This window comes from Gordonia sp. HS-NH1 (assembly GCF_001418765.1).
In the GTDB taxonomy this organism is placed as follows: domain Bacteria; phylum Actinomycetota; class Actinomycetes; order Mycobacteriales; family Mycobacteriaceae; genus Gordonia.
Genome location: NZ_LIYC01000004.1, coordinates 60931 through 76985 on the forward strand (window position 1 = coordinate 60931; position 16055 = coordinate 76985).

Sequence of the window (16055 nt, forward strand, 5' to 3'; positions counted from 1 at the left end):
AGACCCCAACACACCTTAGCGATCAACCCCCCGGCATCAGCGCCATGCCCTTGCCGATCAGCGTGGCGCGGAGCTCGCGGTGGCGCGCGATGTCGCCCTCGGACGCCGCTCCGGTACCCAGCAGCAGGCTCATCGCCGCCCACTCCAGCGGGAGCAGACCCTCGTCGCGAGCGTCGGCGACGACATCCCGCGCAACCGTGGCCGCGCCGCCCCTGTCCCCTCCACCGGCGGTGGCGGCAGCGGCGATGAGCGCGGTCTTGATGCGATGCCGGGCCGGGACCGGAGTCCCCGCGTCGTGCATCTCCCGGATCAGCGAGGCCCCCGCCCGGGCATGGTCCAGCCCGGTCGAGACGTCACCGCGATACAGACCGAGTTCGGCGCTCACCCATTCCCAGCGCAGTCGGCAGCGGGTCGCCGTCGTCCAGTCCGCGTCCGCCGGCCGCCACGACCAACCGTCGGGGGTCGTTCCCGACGATGGACCGTCCACGGCGTCGAGGACCGCCCTCGCCCGGTCGAGCAGCCGGCGCGCGGCACCGAACCTCAGCAGACCCAGATTGTCGGCCGCGAGCCCGACGAGTCCGTCCGCGACCGCGGCTCGCGTCAGCGACACCTCGGCCGGGTCCGGCGAGCCCGTCGACGGCCGGCTGTCCGGGATGCCGACGGAGAGGAGGGACCGGCCGTCGATTCCGGAGGCGATCCGGTGACGCCCGGCCTGGCGAACCAGCGACGCACGGGTGCTCTGACACAGCGACAACAGTGCGGTCTCCGGGGCGAGGGACGCCGCCGGGCCCGTCGACGGACCGATCACCCTCTCCAGCTCCGTCAGTGCCGTGAGCGCGCCGGCGTACTCCCCGCGCCCACCCGATGAGACCGCGTCGGCCCAGGCCCGAAACAGCGGAGCCACCGCGGGCTCCATCGACGGGTGTCGACGCAGCTCAACGGCATTCTCGAACGCCTGCCAGGTGTTCTTGGTCACTCGAACTCTTTTGGTTTGCATGAATTTAACGAACGATTCCCAACGTTAATTCTCCGGACAGATCACGGGTGCATCATCGGAAGATTTCCGACGTGTAAATCGGTTCGATCGACGTCACCACACCCTCACACTCCGCGCACCGGGGAAAGACTACGTCATGTCGAGTGAATACCCAGCTCAAATGGGGTGGAGTCACCTGATTCGGGGGGCAACGGAATGTCTGGTCACAGCTGTGCTATCCGTCGGAGACGAACTAACCCGCCGTTAACATTTCTGAGACTTTCGCGGCAATCATGTCCCATTTGGGGCCTATTGACGCCATTTCTCAGGCCCGCTTAATGTGAGTTCAGCGTTGCAGGAAATCGACGTTTCTCACCGAGCACCTCGGTGCGGCCCACGACAAGGAGTAGCTGTCATGCCTCAGCCCAATCATCTCCCCGGCCCCAACGCTGACATCTGGGACTGGCAGATGTCAGGACTCTGCCGCGGCGTCGACTCGTCGATGTTCTTCCATCCGGACGGCGAACGCGGCCGGGCCCGAGCGCAGCGCGAGCGGCGAGCCAAAGAAATGTGTCACCAGTGCCCGGTCATCGCGCAGTGCCGGGAGCACGCCCTCGCGGTCGCGGAGCCGTACGGCATCTGGGGCGGTCTCTCCGAATCCGAGCGCAGCATCTTGATGAAGCGCGGCGTCGGCCGCCGTATGGCCAGCTGAGTCCAGGGCGTCGAGCCCACCCGACAGCGGCGAGAGCCGGGCATCCCCGAAAGGATGCCCGGCTCTCGTGTTCTCGTCGACTTCGTGACCTCGAGGGGTCTACGTCAGTGCGCGTGCCCGTGACCGGCGTGACCGGCCGGTTCGTCGGCCGGCCGCTCGGTGATGGCCGTCTCGGTGGTCAACACCATCCGGGCCACCGACGCCGCATTGACGACCGCCGACCGGGTGACCTTCACCGGGTCGATGATGCCCTCGGCGACCAGGTCGCCGTAGGTGAGGCTCGCGGCGTTGAAACCCGAGCCGTCGGCCGCACCGGCGACCTTGTCGACCACGACCGCGCCGTCGAGGCCCGCGTTCGCGGCGATCCAGTACAGCGGCGCCCGCGCCGAGTCGCGCACGACGCGCACGCCCAGGGCCTCGTCGCCGGTCAGCGAATCGGCGAGTGCGTCGAGCTTCTTCGACGCCTGCACGATCGCCGAGCCGCCGCCGGGGATGATCCCCTCTTCGACCGCGGCCTTGGCCGCCGCGACGGCGTCCTCGACGCGGTGCTTGCGCTCCTTGAGCGCGGTCTCGGTGGCCGCGCCGACACGGATGACGGCGACACCACCGGAGAGCTTCGCCAGACGCTCCGCGAGCTTCTCCTTGTCCCAGTCGGAGTCGGACTGCTCGATCTCGCGCCGCAGCTGGGCCGAACGGTCCGCGATCGCGTCCTTGGTGCCGGCGCCCTCGACGAGGGTGGTGGCGTCCTTGGTGACGACGACGCGACGAACCGAACCGAGCACCTCGAGACCGACGGTCGACAGACTCAGGCCGATGTCGGAGGAGACCACGGTTCCACCGGTGACGACCGCGAGGTCTTCGAGGAATGCCTTGCGGCGGTCGCCGAAGAACGGCGCCTTGACCGCGACGGCGCGGATCGTCTTGCGGATCGAGTTGACGACGAGGGTCGACAGCGGCTCACCCTCGACGTCCTCGGCGATGATCAGCAGCGACTTGCCCGCTTCGACGACCTTCTCCAGCAGCGGCAGGAACTCCGGCAGGGAGCTGATCTTGTCGCGGTAGAGCAGGACGAACGCGTCCTCGAGGACCGCTTCCTGGCTGTCGACGTCGGTGACGAAGTAGGGCGAGAGGAAGCCCTTGTCGAACTGGACGCCCTCGGTGATCTCGAGGTCGGTGCTCAATCCGGAGCCCTCCTCGACGGTGACGACACCGTCGGCGCCCACCGCGGTCATGGCCTTTCCGACCATCTCGCCGATCTCCTCGTCCCGAGAGGACACGGTGGCGATCTGGGCGATGGACTGTTCGCCCGCGACCGGGGTCGCAGCGGCCAGCAGCGCTTCGCTCAGCGCATCGGCAGCCTTGCTGATGCCCTGCCCGAGGGCGATCGGGTTGGAGCCCGCGGCCACGTTGCGCAGGCCCGCCTTGACCATTGCCTGCGCGAGAACCGTTGCGGTCGTGGTGCCGTCGCCCGCAACGTCGTTGGTCTTGGTGGCGACGGACTTCACCAGCTGGGCACCGAGGTTCTCGAACGGATCGTCGAGCTCGATGTCGCGCGCGATGGTGACGCCGTCATTGGTGACACTCGGTCCGCCGAATGCCTTGGCGAGGACCACGTGCCTGCCGCGCGGGCCGAGGGTGACCTTGACGGTGTCGGCGAGCTGGTCGATGCCTCGCTCGAGCGCCCGACGCGCGGTTTCGTTGAATTCAATCTGCTTGGCCATATATCACTTTCTTCAACGGGAGCCGGTCGCCGCAACGCACATCGCCCCGGTACCCCTGCACGGGGCGCCGGGGCGATATGAGACGCGAAAAAGGCTCGCGGGGTCTGACTCGGCCGGAGTTCTCGGTACCGGTCCTACTTGCCGATGACGGCGAGGACGTCGCGCGCCGAGAGGATCAGGTATTCCTCGCCGGCGTACTTGATCTCGGTGCCGCCGTACTTGCTGTAGATGACGGTGTCACCCTCTTTGACGTCCACGGGGACGCGGTTGCCCTGCTCGGTGACCCGACCCTCGCCGACCGCGATGACGGTGCCTTCCTGCGGCTTCTCCTTGGCGGAGTCCGGGATGACCAGGCCCGAGGCGGTGGTCGTCTCGGCCTCGACGGCCTGCACCAGGATCTTGTCCTCAAGCGGCTTGATGTTCACGCTCGCCACGATGTGAGTCCTCAACTTTCGTACTGAGAAAGAATCTGCACGTTCACGGCCCTGCAAAACCCCGTCGTCGCGGGTTCCGAGGCTTCAGTCAGTGCCAACTAGCACTCTATACATGCGAGTGCCAGCACTCAAGGGTGGAGGCTGCAAAAACCCGGACGTGTTCGCTCCTCGCGTATCCACCGGGGTCGGTCCGCTACAGCTGGCTGACGCGTACCGACATCGCCGGGTCCGACGCCACGGTCAGCGGCGAGGGGCGCGCTCCCCCGCCGATCACGTGGGCGCCCAGTGTCGCGATCATGACCCCGTTGTCGGTGCACAACCGCGGCTTCGGCACCCGCAGGTCGATCCCGGCGGCCGCACAGCGTTCCTCCGCCAGCGACCGGATACGCGAATTCGCGGTGGCACCTCCGCCGAGGACCAGCGTGTCCACCCCGAGGTCACCGCACGCCCGGACCGCCTTCATCGTCAGCACGTCGGCGACCGCCTCCTGGAACGAGGCCGCCACGTCCGCCACGGGGACCTCCGCACCGTCGCGCTCGCATTTCTCCACGTACCGTGCGACCGCCGTCTTGAGCCCGCTGAAGGAGAAGTCGTGCCGCGTGTCGCGGGGACCGGTCATCCCGCGGGGGAAGGCGATCGCACCCGGATCGCCTTCGCGGGCAGCACGATCGAGCGCCGGCCCGCCCGGGAAGCCGAGACCCAGCAGGCGGGCGACCTTGTCGAAGGCCTCCCCGGCCGCGTCGTCGACCGTGGTGCCCAGTTCGACGATGGGCTCGGCGAGATCGGTGACGTGCAACAGGTGTGTGTGCCCGCCGGACACCAGCAGTGCGATGCATTCCGGCATGGGTCCGTGCTCGAGGGTGTCCACCGCGACGTGACCGCCGAGATGGTTCATCGCATACAGCGGCACATCCCAGGCGAGGGCGTAGGCCTTCGCCGCGGCGACACCGACGAGCAACGCACCGGCCAGGCCGGGCCCGATGGTGACGGCGATGGCGTCGGGACGGTCGATCCCGGCCGCCTCCCGCGCCCGGCGCATGGTGGGGACGATCGCCTCCAGATGCGCGCGCGAGGCGATCTCGGGGACCACGCCGCCGAACCGGGCGTGCTCGTCCACGCTGGACGCCACCTCGTCGGCCAGCATCGTCGCGAATCCCGGGGTGTCTCCCTCGCCCGGCGTCCACCGGACGATGCCGACACCGGTCTCGTCGCAGGAACTCTCGATACCCATGACGATCACGCCGGGCCCTCCTCGGGTTCGAGCGGCCGGCCCGACACCGGGAGCCGCAACATCGTGTAGGCATCCGCGCCGGACGGCTGATAGTAGTTGCGCCGAAGGCCCGCGGTGCTGAACCCGTGCCGCGAGTACAGCGCGATCGCCACGTCGTTGTCGGTGCGCACCTCGAGGAACACCGGGGCGTCGTTCTCGTCGGCGACGGTGAGCATGGCCTCGAGCAGCGCCTTGCCCACTCCCCGACCCCGACGGTCCGGGTCGACGGCGATGGTGTGGATCTCGCACTCCCAGGCGTCGGGCTGGCCGAGCAGGGAGATGCCGGCGTAGCCTATGACATCGGCTCCGGCGCGTTCCCGCGCCGCGAAATAGGTGTTGTACGGCGCGTTGAGCTCGGCCCGGAAAGCGGCGGCCGGCCACGGCGAGTCGTCGGCGAACATCTGCCGCTCCAGGGCCGCGCAGCGCGGAATGTCACCGTAGGTGAGGGCGTCGATCACCAGCTCGGGCGTTGTCATCGCGCCACACCCGCCCGGCGGGCCTTCTGCTCGACGGCGTCGGGGCGCCGGAGATACAGCGGGACAAGCGGTTCGGGTTCCCGGTCGGCGACGATGTCGGCCTGCGCCGCCTCGATCAGCCCCCGCACCGTCGGAACCGTGATCGCGGGAGCCCCACCGGTCCAGCCGGCGAGTTCGAGGTGGGCCGCCGAACCCGCGACCGCACCGATCCGGCCCTCGTCGAGGTCGGCGGCGAGTTCCTCGGCCACCACCGCGGGCGCGGCCACCTCGGGACCGCGCAGGCGCCGGCCGCCCTCGTACACCGCCCAATACACCTCACGCCGGCGCGCATCGGTCACCACGAGCGCCCGTGACGTGGTGTCGACACCCGGAACGGCTTCGGCGGCAAGAGCATCCAGCGAGCACACGCCGTACGCCGGGATTCCGAGCGCGTCGGCGAACGCGGCGCCGGTCGCCATCCCGACCCGCAGCCCGGTGAACGGACCGGGGCCGCAACCGACCACCACCGCGGCCAGATCGGTTCGGGCGGTGCCGGATTCGGTGAGACACTCGGCAATGAGGCTGGTGAGCAGTTCCGCATGCCGACGATGGTCGGTGACCACGCGTTCGGCGAGCACCCGGATGTCCGACCCGGAGGGCCCGGGGTCGGAGCGCAGCTCGGCCACACCGGTCACCACCGAATCGGTGGCCGTGTCGACCGCCAGCACCAGCCGTGCGCCCCCGTTGCCCGGTCCGTCACCCGGCGTCACACTCATTCGGGACTCACCCATTCCCATTCCACTTGTCGCACATCGGTATCGGGGTCCCGGCGCAGCCGGACGACGAGATGCCGCTCGGCCAGCCGCTCGGCCACCCCCTCGCCCCACTCGACGACGACGACCGCCTCGTCCAGGTCGGAATCCAGATCCAGGGCGTCGAGCTCGTCGAGGACTCCGGAACCGTTCCCGGCCCCGCCGAGTCGGTACGCGTCGACGTGGACCATCCCCGGTCGGCCCGGCCGGCCCGGTCGGTGTTCGCGCGCGATGATGAACGTCGGCGAGGTCACCCGTCCCACGATGCCGAGCCCGGCCCCGATCCCGCGGGCGAGGGCCGTCTTCCCCGCACCCAGCGGACCGTCGAGGATCACGACGTCCCCCGCGGCCAGGGTCGACCCCAGCTCGGCGCCGAAGGCCTCGGTGTCGGCGACGTCGGGGAGCTCGCGGGTACCGGCGGGACCCAACCCACTCATCCGCGGCCCCGCTTCCACCAGCGTCGGCGGGGAGCCGGCAGCGCGACCCGCGCCCGATCCACCAGTTCGGCGATCACGTCGCTCACCAGACCCGGCTCCTCCATCTGGACCATGTGCCCGGCACCTTTGGCGACGACCAGACGCGAATCGGCACCGAGTTGTGAGTACATCCGCACCGAGTTGCGCAGGGGCGTGAGGCGGTCCCGGTCGCCGCACACGACCGTGGTCGGAACCTGCGCGATCACCGGCAGGGCTGTCGACTCGTCGTGGATCTCCAAGGCGTGCAGGAAGTTCACGATGGTCTCGATGGGCGTGCTCTGGATCATCTTGTCCACCGCGGCACCGAGCGCCGGACTGTAGAACGTCGGCCCGAAACTCGCTGCGACGAGCACCGGTTCGAGTGCGGAGCGGGTCAGTCCGCGCCCGGCCTGCACCAGGCGTGGCGCGCGGCGCACACTCATCCGGAAGGCATCCACCACCGGATTACGCAGTCCCTCACCGAGTCCGGCGTCGGTGAGACCGCGCGACGCCGTCGCCACGAGACCCACCCCGGCCACCGGGCCATGGGTCGAGAACAGCGCCGGGTGGCGGCGCGCGAGGCCCATCAGCGTCATGCCACCCATCGAATGGCCCACGAGGACAACGGGTCCGACCGGAACGGTGGCACGGACCACGGCTGCCGCGTCGTCGGCGAGCTGGGCGATCGTGCACGTCTCGGTCGGTGCCGGATCGCTCTCACCGTGACCCCGATGGTCGAAGAAGACCAGACGATAGTTGCGGTCGTGCCACTCGGCGGCGAGTTGTTCTCGCTGGAAGTGCCAGCTCGACAACCGAAGGCTGAAGCCGTGCACGAACACGATCGTCAGGTCGGGTGCGGTGTCCGCCGTCACCGTCCCCAGATCGACGATCCGCACCGCGAGTTCCAGACCGTCGTCGGTGGTGACGGTGGTGGCGCGCTCGCCGTAGAGCTCGGTCAGATCGACGTCGGCGTAGGGGTCCGCGCGGCCCACCACGCTCTTGCGAGCGATGTTGCGCGCCGCTCCGACGGCTGCCATCCCGCCGAGGGCGGCGATTCCCGCCACCCCGGCCAGCAGTCCGACGCGTTCGGAATCGTCCACCAGTGGTGCCCCGCTCACTGTCCGGTCCCCGCGTTCTCGGGAGTCACCGTGTCCTCGGAATCTACCCCGGTGGCCCCCGCGCCGAGGTAACGACGGACCACTCGCTGCCCGACCTGGGAAACGATCTCGTAGTCGATGGTGCCGATCGTGTCCGCCCAGTCCTTCGCGGTGGGGCCGCCGGATGCCCCGGTGCCGAAGAGTTCGGCCTCGTCACCCTCGCGGACGCCGGCGCCGTCCGGTCCGAGGTCGACGACCAGCTGATCCATGCAGATCCGGCCCACACCGTCGAACAGCCGGTCTCCGATCCGGACCCGGATCCGGCCCGACAGCAGTCGGGGTACGCCGTCGGCGTATCCGGCGGCGACCACGGCCACCACCGTGTCGCGCGGCGCGATCCACGTCTCGCTGTAGGACACGCCCTGTCCCGCGGCCACCTTCTTCACGAGCGCGATACGCGCGGTCAGGGTCATCGCCGGGATCAGCCCGAAGTCGCCCCGCGCGGGTACCGGGGTGCGGCCGTAGACGGCGATCCCGGGCCGGACGAGGTCACGGGCGAGATCCGGACGGGTCAGTGCCGCGGGTGAATTGGCGATGTGCACCACCTGGGGCGCGGCGCCGAGACGGACCAGGTCGGACACGGCGAGGTCGAGCCGCTGCGCCTGGGCATCGTTGAGCGGGTGATCGGGTTCGTCGCCGCGCGCGAGGTGGCACATCACCGCACGCAGGGTCACCGACCCGTCCGCATGCGCTTTCGCGACCCGCTCGGCGAAGTCCGCCCATTCGTCCACGGCGACACCGCTGCGGTTGAGGCCGGTGTCGACCTTGGCCGTCACGAGGGCGGTCTGTCCGATGCGCCGCGCCGCGGCGATGACCGCGTCGAGCTGCGAGATCGACGAGAGCGCGATGTCGATGCGGTCGGTGATCGCACCCGCGAAGTCGGCACCCGGCGTGTGCAGCCAGGCGGTGATCGGGGCGTCGATGCCGGCCGCCCGCAGTGCCGCGGCCTCGGTGAGGTGGGCGACACCGAGTTCGGTGGCACCCGCGGCGAGGACCGCACGCGCCACCGGTAGCGCCCCATGTCCGTAGGCGTCGGCTTTCACGACCGCCATCACGTCGGTACCCGAGGCGGCACGCAGCACGTCGACGTTGTGGGCGATCGCGCCGAGGTCGACGGTCGCGGTCAGAGCAGGGGAAGTCATCGTCGCCCATTGTCCCAGATCGCCTGGTCCGGCTCGTCCCGGCTGCCCGCAGTGAGAGCGGGGCGTCGTCTTGCGGACGTGGAGTGAGTAGTCACACCGATGCGGGCCGTCCGTCCGGACGGTTGAGTGGACCCCATCGCAGTTCCCGATCCGTCGCCGCAACCCCGGAAGTGACCATGTACGCCACCTCGAATCCGCAGGACAAGGCCGTTGTCGTCCCCACCCGCCTCGCGCCCCCGGCCCCCGGCCACGACTTCGGTGACCACGACTACGACGCCCACGACCTCGCCCACTTCTCGCCCGTCGACCCGCCCACCGTCCCCGCCCGCCCGGGCCTGCGCGCATCGTTGGTGTCGTGGGCGGCCAACACCGTCGCATGGGTGGCGTTCGTCACCGCCGGGGTGCTCTTCCTGCTCGCCCTCGGGCACGCGATGGCCGATGAACCCGCCGACGGCTACGGAGTCGCGGCCCTGATCGCCTTCGGCGTCGCGGTGCTCGCGACGATCGCCGCCTGCGCGGCGCTGGCCGTCTCGTTCACCCAGCGGATCCGGCACGGCGCGCTGCGGCGCGCGGGAACGATCGCCGACGTGATCGTGTTGTCGTCGGTCACCGCGTTCACCGCGCTGACGGCTCTGTATCCGCTCGTGTTCGTGCTGACCGCGTGGTGAACTCGCGGATCGCCGGACGCAGCGCCGACAGCAGCGCCGACGCCCCGATCGGCGCGCCGCGACTCGCGAGCTCGGCCGCCCGGGCGTGTGCGCGCGCCGCCGCCGCACCGGCGATCTGCGGTGATCTCCCGGAGGCGAGCAGCGCCCCGGCGACACCCGACAGCACGTCGCCTGCGCCGGCGGTCGCCGCCCACGACGACCCGGCATCGTTGCCGAGGACGTGACCCGTGGGGTCGGCGACCAGCGTGATGCGCCCCTTGAGCAGCACCGTGACACCCCACCTCGCGGCGAGGCCGGCGACGGCGGTGAGACGGTCGGCCCCCAGCTCGGTGCCGGTCAGCCGGGCGAACTCGCCGGCATGCGGTGTCAGCAGCGTCGGCGCCGCCCGCCCGTCGACCAGCCCCGGATCGCGCGCGATCAGGGTCAGGGCGTCGGCATCGGCGAGAACCGGCAGGTCGGTACCCAGGACCGTGCGCAGGGTCGCCGCCGCCGCATCGTCGGTACCCATGCCGGGGCCGAGAACCCACGCCTGGACGCGTCCGGCGTCTGCGAGTTCGGGCGTGGCGACCACCTCCGGCCACTGCGCCACCACCTCGGCATGCGCCGATCCGACGAACCGGGTCATCCCCGAGGTCGCGGTCACCGCCGCGCCGGTGGCGAGGACGGCGGCGCCGGGGTACCGATGCGATCCGGCGATGACCCCGACGACTCCCTGCGTGTACTTGTCGTCGGCCGGACCTGGTGTGGGCCAATCGATTTCATCATCGTCGAGGGAGCTGAGCGTCGGCTCGGCGGTTCCACCCGATCGGTCGACGAGATCGCCGAGGCCGATGTCGACGAGAACGACTCGCCCGCACTGCGGCGCGGCGAGCAGATGCGCGCGGCGCCGGACCCCGAAGGTGACCGTGATGTCGGCACGGACCGCCGGGTCGTGGACCTCGCCGGTGTCGGCATCGACACCCGACGGCAGATCGACGGCGACGACGGTGGTCTCCGGACCGGTGGCCGCGAAGATCTCCGCGGCGTTCGTCCGCAGCGGACCGCGGCCGCCGAGCCCGACCACTCCGTCGACGATCACGTCGGGTCCGTCGGGTGGCCGCTCGACGGTCCGTCCGCCGGCAGCGCGGAATGCGGCCAGCCCCGCGGCGTGGGCCTTGTCCGGGGCGAGCAGGACCGCGTCGACCCGCACGCCACGACGTCGCAGTTCGGCGCCGGCGAAGAGCGCGTCGCCCCCGTTGTCCCCCGCACCGACGACGAGACAGACCGACCGTCCGTAGCAGCCGCCGGTCCGGTTCAGCTCCGCCACGACCACCCGTGCGACGCCGTGCGCCGCCCGGCGCATCAGGACGCCGCCGGTGAGCAGGTCACCCGTGGCCCGCTCGGCGTCGCGAACCTCGTCAGCCGTCAGATACCGGATCGGCATGCGGATCGGCTATTCGACGGTCACCGACTTGGCCAGGTTCCGCGGTTTGTCGACGTCGTAGCCACGGGCCTGCGCGACGCTCGCCGCGAACACCTGCAGCGGCACGGTCGAGACCAGCGGCTGCAGGAGCGTCGGCGTCTTCGGGATCGGGATGAACTCGTCGGCGACGGCGCGGGCGGCCGCGTCGTCGGGTTCGGCGATGACGATCGTGCGGGCACCGCGGGCCTGGATCTCCCGGATGTTGCTGACCATCTTGGAATGCAGCACCGCGCGCCCGTCCGGGGACGGCATGACCGTGATCACCGGCAGCCCATCCTCGATCAGCGCGATCGGTCCGTGCTTGAGCTCCCCCGCAGCGAAGCCCTCGGCGTGCATGTACGCCAGTTCCTTGAGTTTCAGCGCGCCCTCGAGCGCGACCGGGTAGCCGACGTGACGGCCGATGAACAGCACCGTGTTGTGGTGCGCCAGCGAGCGTGCGAGTTCCCGCACCGGCTCCATCGTGCCGAGCACCTGCGCGACCGAGTCGGCCATCGCCTCGATCGCCGCGAACTCGCGGGCGACCTCGTCGGCGTACTTGGTGCCCCGGGCCTGTGCCAGCGCGAGCCCCACGAGGTAGGCGGCGACGATCTGCGCGAGGAAACACTTGGTCGACGCGACCCCGATCTCGGGGCCGGCGTGCGTGTAGAGAACCGCGTCGGACTCGCGCGGGATCTGCGCGCCGTTGGTGTTGCAGATGGCCAGGACGCGGGCCTTCTGATCCTTCGCGTGCCGGACCGCCTCGAGCGTGTCGGCCGTCTCACCGGACTGCGAGATCGCCACGACCAGCGTCGAGCGGTCGAGCACCGGGTCGCGATAGCGGAACTCGCTGGCGAGCTCGATCTCGACCGGGAGCCGGGTCCAGTGCTCGATCGCGTACTTGGCGAGAAGTCCGGCATGGTAGGCGGTCCCACAGGCCACCACGAACACCTTGTCGACGTCGCGCAGGTCGTCGTCGGTCAGGCGCTGCTCGTCGAGCACGATCCGGCCGTTCTGCAGATGCCCGAGGAGGGTGTCGGCGATCGCCCGCGGCTGCTCGGCGATCTCCTTGAGCATGAAGAAGTCGTAACCGCCCTTCTCCGCGGCCGCGAGATCCCAGTCGATGTGAAAGGGCTTGCCCGCGCGGACGTTCTGGTCGAAGTCGCTGACCGTGTACGAGTCGGCGGTGATCACCACGACCTCGTCCTGGCCGAGTTCCACCGCGTCCCGGGTGTGTTCGATGAATGCCGTCACGTCCGACGCGAGGAACATCTCGCCCTTGCCGACACCGACCACGAGCGGTGTCGACCGCCGCGCCGCGACGATGGTGTCCGCGTGGTCGGCGTGGGTGAACACGAGGGTGAAGGCTCCCTCGAGACGACGCAGCGCGGCGTAGGCGCTCGCCACGAAGTCGCCGGCGGTCGGACCCAGCGCGTAGTACTTGGACACCAGGTGCACGGCGGTCTCGGTGTCGGTCTCGGACGCGAACTCGACGCCGTCCTCCTCGAGTTCGGCGCGGAGTTCCGCGTAGTTCTCGATGATGCCGTTGTGCACGACGGCGAGCTTGCCGTCGTCACTGGCGTGCGGGTGCGCGTTGCGATCGGTCGGCTTGCCGTGCGTCGCCCACCGCGTGTGTCCGATGCCGGTCGTTCCGGCCAGCGACTCGCGACCGACCGTGGCGATCTGCTTCTCGAGGTTCTCCAGCCGGAGCGCCTTCTTCTGGATCGCGGTGTTTCCCTCGCCGTCGAGGATCGCGACGCCCGCCGAGTCGTACCCGCGGTATTCCATCCGTCGCAGCGCGTCGACGACGATGTCCAGGGCATCGCGTCGCCCCACGTATCCCACGATTCCACACATAGCTAGTCAGCGTACCTGCGGACGCGGGAGTGGCAGCGCGGCGCGTCGGGTCCCGCGCCGGGTCACAACAGACCCCGGTCGGGTCCGGTCACACGGCCGTCACTCGATGGTGTCGGGTACCACTGCGTTCGGCAGGCCGGACGGAACCGGGCTCGCGGCGCGGCGTCGTTTGCGATCCTTCGCGCCGAGCAACTTGGCGATCTTGTCCTGGGCCTCCGGCGGATCGTCCAGATCCACCGCGGGCACCTTCCCCAGCTCGGTGTCGGCGTCGGCGAAGACCTCGTACCGACTGTCGTCGTCGAGCGTGTGCAGCAGGAACCCGGTGGTCAGGGCGCGTGCCGCGGTGTGGGTCTTCTTGTCGGCGCCGTTGCTGCCGAGCAGGGACTTGATGGACCGGTGCTCGATCAGTCCACGAGAGGTGGCACCCGGCGGGGTACGCAGCACGGCAGCGGGACGGGGGTCGGCGGCCGACTCGGTTCCGTACGCCTGTGCCAGCGGAAGCGCGTTGCCGTCAATGGTGTCGAGTTCACCGATCGCCGACACGATGAGTCCGGGCGCACTCACCCGCCGGGCCGCGGGCAGCAGCCCGCCGGTCGTCGGCGCCGGGAACAGCGCGACCACCCCGCGAGCCTGCGGTTGCGGCTGGCCGTGCAGCACTCCCTCCGACGCGGCCAGCACCGCGGCGGCGGCACCGAAGCCGTGGCCGGCGAACCCGATCTTGCGCGGGTCGACGGTGATGTCGCCGAAGCCGAGCGGCACTCGGGTCACGATCGACAGCGCCGAGCGCAACTGGGCGGCCATCGTGTCGTCGGACGCCAGCAGACCTCGCTGACCCGCGGGCACAGCGACGACGATGCCCCAGGACGCGAGGTGGTGACACAGATCGCGGTAGCGCTCCACCGACGTCATCCACCCGTGGCCGAATGCGACGGCCGGGAGTCGTTCGCCCTCGGCGGGAGTGAACACGACACCCGGTGTCCCGACGATCCCGAGGTCCCCGCGCAACACGCGATGGGGCCCGCGTCGGGCGAGCGCGGACATCAGCTTCGCGGGCGACTGCGTCGGCTTCTGCTGCTTCTTGCCTGGCACAGCAGACAGCCTATGTGTTCGGCGGCGGCAGATGGGGACTGGCATCGGCCACGTCGGCCGGCAACATGATGCCCGGGGTGGCGTCGGCGGCGTCGGCCGCGTTCTCGAGGTCGTCGCGCATCTGCTGCGTCTCCGACCGCACCGCGGTGCGACGGTGGTCGTCCATCGCGAGTTCGAGGTCCCGCTGCCGCGCGGAGAAGCGGTGTGACGCCTCCGCGACAGCGGCGGTGCAGGAGCGGGCCAGCGCCTCGATCTGGTCGGCGAGGTTCACTGGTCACCTGCCAGAGCCAGATCCCCCGACGACCTGTCCGACGGTGCGTCCGGGGGCGTCCCCGAGTCCGGCGCGGAAGCCGGTCCCGACGAATCCGGTCCCGTCGAATCCGCTTCGCGCTCTTTGGTTCCGGTGGTCACCGCACTCGCCCCGGTCACGCCGTCGGCGGAGGCCGGACCTACGGTTGGAGGGGTGGCGGGTGCGTCGTGCCCCTCGGTGCCGCCCAGCCGGAACGGGATGTCGATGCCGTCGTCGGGTTCGCGGTCGACGCGTGCGGCCTCGACGGGTTCGGGTGGCGGAGCGGATCCGGCCGGCTCCGTTACAGATGAGCCGGTCACAGATGGGCCGGTCACCGCGGACGCGGTGGCGGCCCCGATCTCCGGCGGCGGGTCGTCCGTGGTCGATTCGGCGAGCCAGGTCCGGGTGACCGGAGTGGGCGCGGCAGCGGTCTCCACGGATGTCGCCGCGGCCGGCCGGTCCGGCGGCGCGACCGGACGATCGTCCGCCATCTCGGCCTCCACCGGATAGGCCTCGTCGTCGATGCCGTCGACGGACCGGTTCAGGAGGTCGAGGATCCCGGCGATACCGCGGGTCGTGGTCTCGAGCGACGTGCTGAACAGGGCGAGCCGCGACGAGATGTCCTCGACCGCCACCCCGATCGGTACCCGGCCGGTGAGCACGGCCTGCGGGAGCTCGGCCGGTGGCACGCCCGCTGCGGTCGGCGCCGACAACCGTGCGAGCGTCAGATAGAAGGTGCGGAGCAGGCGGTCGATACCCGACGCCGCGGCCGAGGTCGCGTCGGTGAGGGTGCGCAGGATGTGCAGATCCGACTCGGCACGACGCTGATGATCGATGACCGTCGCGATCGCCACGGTCGCGGACTCACTGTTCCAGCCGTCGTCGAGGCGGACCTGCTGTTCGGGAAGGTGGTGAAGCTGTTCGGAGACGGCCCGATGCGCCGACTCCAGGGCGTGGCTGTCCGCGGACAGCGCCGCGATGTCGAAGGCGTCGACGACGCGGAGTCCGTTGCGGATGGTGGCGTCGTCGGGGGCGCCCACCCCCATCAGACGACCGGCCGATATGAGCTCGATCAGTGTCTCGACACCGCTTCGGGCGTCGGATCTCAGAACCGACAGTGAGTCGGTGCCTCGTCTCACCTGACGTCCTTCGCCGAGGCGGGCAATGCTCGCGCGATCTCGACCGCCGCCCGGCCGTCGCCGTCCGCCATGGCCAGCGCACTGTTGCGCAGCGAGTCGGCCAGGGCCGCGGCCGCCGCGGCCTGCACCCGCAGGCGGTGCGACAGGGCCGTGCTCATCCCGGCGTACGCGGCGGCGAGCGGGCCGAAGGCGACCGAATTCCCTTCCGATACAACGGAATCGCGCGCCCAGGTCCCGAAGTCGCGCGTGGCCAGGTCGTCGGCGACCGCCGACAGCACCAGCGAGGACCTGCGGTAGTACGCCGACACCGCGGACACCTGGGCGGTGTCCATCGAGATCCGGCGCGACACGACATCGTCCGCACCGCTGCCGTCCATGCCATCCCTCCCCGACCTGCTCAGCCGATCCGCTGCCGGTCCGCCGCGATCCCGCACCTGGTGA

17 protein-coding genes are annotated in these 16055 nt (G+C 70.4%); 2 read left to right on the forward strand and 15 right to left on the reverse strand.

All coding sequences use genetic code 11. The features are described from left to right. Positions 1-22: 22 nt before the first annotated feature. The gene (locus AMD30_RS04875; RefSeq protein ID WP_055474855.1) at positions 23-976 is read right to left on the reverse strand and encodes a hypothetical protein; all 954 of its coding nucleotides are present in this window, start codon (positions 974-976) and stop codon (positions 23-25) included. Positions 977-1391: 415 nt separating this feature from the next. On the opposite strand from AMD30_RS04875, the gene AMD30_RS04880 reads away from it, so the two are divergent. Continuing rightward, the gene (locus AMD30_RS04880) at positions 1392-1688 is read left to right on the forward strand and encodes a WhiB family transcriptional regulator (RefSeq protein ID WP_010841865.1); all 297 of its coding nucleotides are present in this window, start codon (positions 1392-1394) and stop codon (positions 1686-1688) included. A gap of 104 nt (positions 1689-1792) precedes the next feature. Here AMD30_RS04880 and groL read toward each other — a convergent pair whose 3' ends face one another. From groL to alr, 8 genes are all read right to left on the reverse strand, one after another. Continuing rightward, complete coding sequence (gene groL, locus AMD30_RS04885; protein ID WP_010841864.1) at positions 1793-3409, reverse strand: chaperonin GroEL; 1617 nt, start codon at positions 3407-3409, stop codon at positions 1793-1795. 134 nt (positions 3410-3543) lie between these two features. Beyond that, positions 3544-3843 carry a co-chaperone GroES gene (gene groES / locus AMD30_RS04890; RefSeq protein WP_004019185.1) on the reverse strand — a complete coding sequence of 100 codons (300 nt, stop codon included), beginning with the start codon at positions 3841-3843 and terminating at the stop codon, positions 3544-3546. Positions 3844-4036: 193 nt separating this feature from the next. After that, the gene (gene tsaD / locus AMD30_RS04895; RefSeq protein ID WP_055474856.1) at positions 4037-5083 is read right to left on the reverse strand and encodes a tRNA (adenosine(37)-N6)-threonylcarbamoyltransferase complex transferase subunit TsaD; all 1047 of its coding nucleotides are present in this window, start codon (positions 5081-5083) and stop codon (positions 4037-4039) included. Beyond that, positions 5080-5589, reverse strand: coding sequence for a ribosomal protein S18-alanine N-acetyltransferase (gene rimI, locus AMD30_RS04900; RefSeq protein WP_014926188.1), 510 nt, complete (start codon positions 5587-5589; stop codon positions 5080-5082). The genes tsaD and rimI overlap by 4 nt, the downstream gene beginning before the upstream one ends. Further along, positions 5586-6344 carry a tRNA (adenosine(37)-N6)-threonylcarbamoyltransferase complex dimerization subunit type 1 TsaB gene (gene tsaB / locus AMD30_RS04905; RefSeq protein ID WP_055474969.1) on the reverse strand — a complete coding sequence of 253 codons (759 nt, stop codon included), beginning with the start codon at positions 6342-6344 and terminating at the stop codon, positions 5586-5588. The genes rimI and tsaB overlap by 4 nt, the downstream gene beginning before the upstream one ends. Next, a complete protein-coding gene (tsaE, locus tag AMD30_RS04910) occupies positions 6341-6817 on the reverse strand; it encodes a tRNA (adenosine(37)-N6)-threonylcarbamoyltransferase complex ATPase subunit type 1 TsaE (RefSeq protein ID WP_055474857.1) in 477 nt (158 codons plus the stop codon). The genes tsaB and tsaE overlap by 4 nt, the downstream gene beginning before the upstream one ends. Then, complete coding sequence (locus AMD30_RS04915; RefSeq protein ID WP_055474858.1) at positions 6814-7953, reverse strand: alpha/beta fold hydrolase; 1140 nt, start codon at positions 7951-7953, stop codon at positions 6814-6816. Before AMD30_RS04915 ends, tsaE begins: the two co-directional genes overlap by 4 nt. Beyond that, positions 7950-9134, reverse strand: coding sequence for an alanine racemase (gene alr / locus AMD30_RS04920; protein ID WP_055474859.1), 1185 nt, complete (start codon positions 9132-9134; stop codon positions 7950-7952). The genes AMD30_RS04915 and alr overlap by 4 nt, the downstream gene beginning before the upstream one ends. A gap of 176 nt (positions 9135-9310) precedes the next feature. Between alr and AMD30_RS04925 the strand changes: the two genes are divergently transcribed. Then, on the forward strand, positions 9311-9802 hold the full coding sequence (locus AMD30_RS04925; protein WP_055474970.1) for a hypothetical protein: 492 nt from the start codon (positions 9311-9313) through the stop codon (positions 9800-9802). On the opposite strand, the gene AMD30_RS04930 is transcribed toward AMD30_RS04925, so the two are convergent. From AMD30_RS04930 to AMD30_RS04955, 6 genes are all read right to left on the reverse strand, one after another. Then, positions 9750-11225: an NAD(P)H-hydrate dehydratase gene (locus AMD30_RS04930; protein ID WP_055474860.1), complete on the reverse strand. Its 1476-nt coding sequence runs from the start codon at positions 11223-11225 to the stop codon at positions 9750-9752. The genes AMD30_RS04925 and AMD30_RS04930 overlap by 53 nt on opposite strands. Before the next feature lie 9 nt (positions 11226-11234). After that, positions 11235-13097, reverse strand: coding sequence for a glutamine--fructose-6-phosphate transaminase (isomerizing) (gene glmS / locus AMD30_RS04935; RefSeq protein ID WP_010841855.1), 1863 nt, complete (start codon positions 13095-13097; stop codon positions 11235-11237). A 99-nt stretch (positions 13098-13196) separates the two neighbouring features. Further along, positions 13197-14186, reverse strand: coding sequence for an alpha/beta hydrolase (locus tag AMD30_RS04940; RefSeq protein WP_055474861.1), 990 nt, complete (start codon positions 14184-14186; stop codon positions 13197-13199). A 10-nt stretch (positions 14187-14196) separates the two neighbouring features. Then, on the reverse strand, positions 14197-14457 hold the full coding sequence (locus tag AMD30_RS04945; RefSeq protein ID WP_055474862.1) for a hypothetical protein: 261 nt from the start codon (positions 14455-14457) through the stop codon (positions 14197-14199). Continuing rightward, positions 14454-15614 (reverse strand): hypothetical protein, encoded by a 1161-nt coding sequence (locus AMD30_RS04950; protein ID WP_055474863.1) that lies wholly within the window; start codon positions 15612-15614, stop codon positions 14454-14456. The genes AMD30_RS04945 and AMD30_RS04950 overlap by 4 nt, the downstream gene beginning before the upstream one ends. Continuing rightward, positions 15611-15991 carry a hypothetical protein gene (locus AMD30_RS04955; protein WP_055474864.1) on the reverse strand — a complete coding sequence of 127 codons (381 nt, stop codon included), beginning with the start codon at positions 15989-15991 and terminating at the stop codon, positions 15611-15613. The genes AMD30_RS04950 and AMD30_RS04955 overlap by 4 nt, the downstream gene beginning before the upstream one ends. Between the last annotated feature and the right edge of the window lie 64 nt (positions 15992-16055).

Bases quoted from the DNA above. Each gene is read 5' to 3' on its own strand.
- AMD30_RS04880 (WP_010841865.1), top strand. From the start codon at position 1,392: ATGCCTCAGCCCAATCATCTCCCCGGCCCCAACGCTGACATCTGGGAC.
- groL (WP_010841864.1), bottom strand. From the start codon at position 3,409: ATGGCCAAGCAGATTGAATTCAACGAAACCGCGCGTCGGGCGCTCGAG.
- rimI (WP_014926188.1), bottom strand. From the start codon at position 5,589: ATGACAACGCCCGAGCTGGTGATCGACGCCCTCACCTACGGTGACATT.
- tsaB (WP_055474969.1), bottom strand. From the start codon at position 6,344: ATGAGTGTGACGCCGGGTGACGGACCGGGCAACGGGGGCGCACGGCTG.
- tsaE (WP_055474857.1), bottom strand. From the start codon at position 6,817: ATGAGTGGGTTGGGTCCCGCCGGTACCCGCGAGCTCCCCGACGTCGCC.
- alr (WP_055474859.1), bottom strand. From the start codon at position 9,134: ATGACTTCCCCTGCTCTGACCGCGACCGTCGACCTCGGCGCGATCGCC.
- AMD30_RS04925 (WP_055474970.1), top strand. From the start codon at position 9,311: ATGTACGCCACCTCGAATCCGCAGGACAAGGCCGTTGTCGTCCCCACC.
- AMD30_RS04930 (WP_055474860.1), bottom strand. From the start codon at position 11,225: ATGCCGATCCGGTATCTGACGGCTGACGAGGTTCGCGACGCCGAGCGG.
- glmS (WP_010841855.1), bottom strand. From the start codon at position 13,097: ATGTGTGGAATCGTGGGATACGTGGGGCGACGCGATGCCCTGGACATC.
- AMD30_RS04955 (WP_055474864.1), bottom strand. From the start codon at position 15,991: ATGGACGGCAGCGGTGCGGACGATGTCGTGTCGCGCCGGATCTCGATG.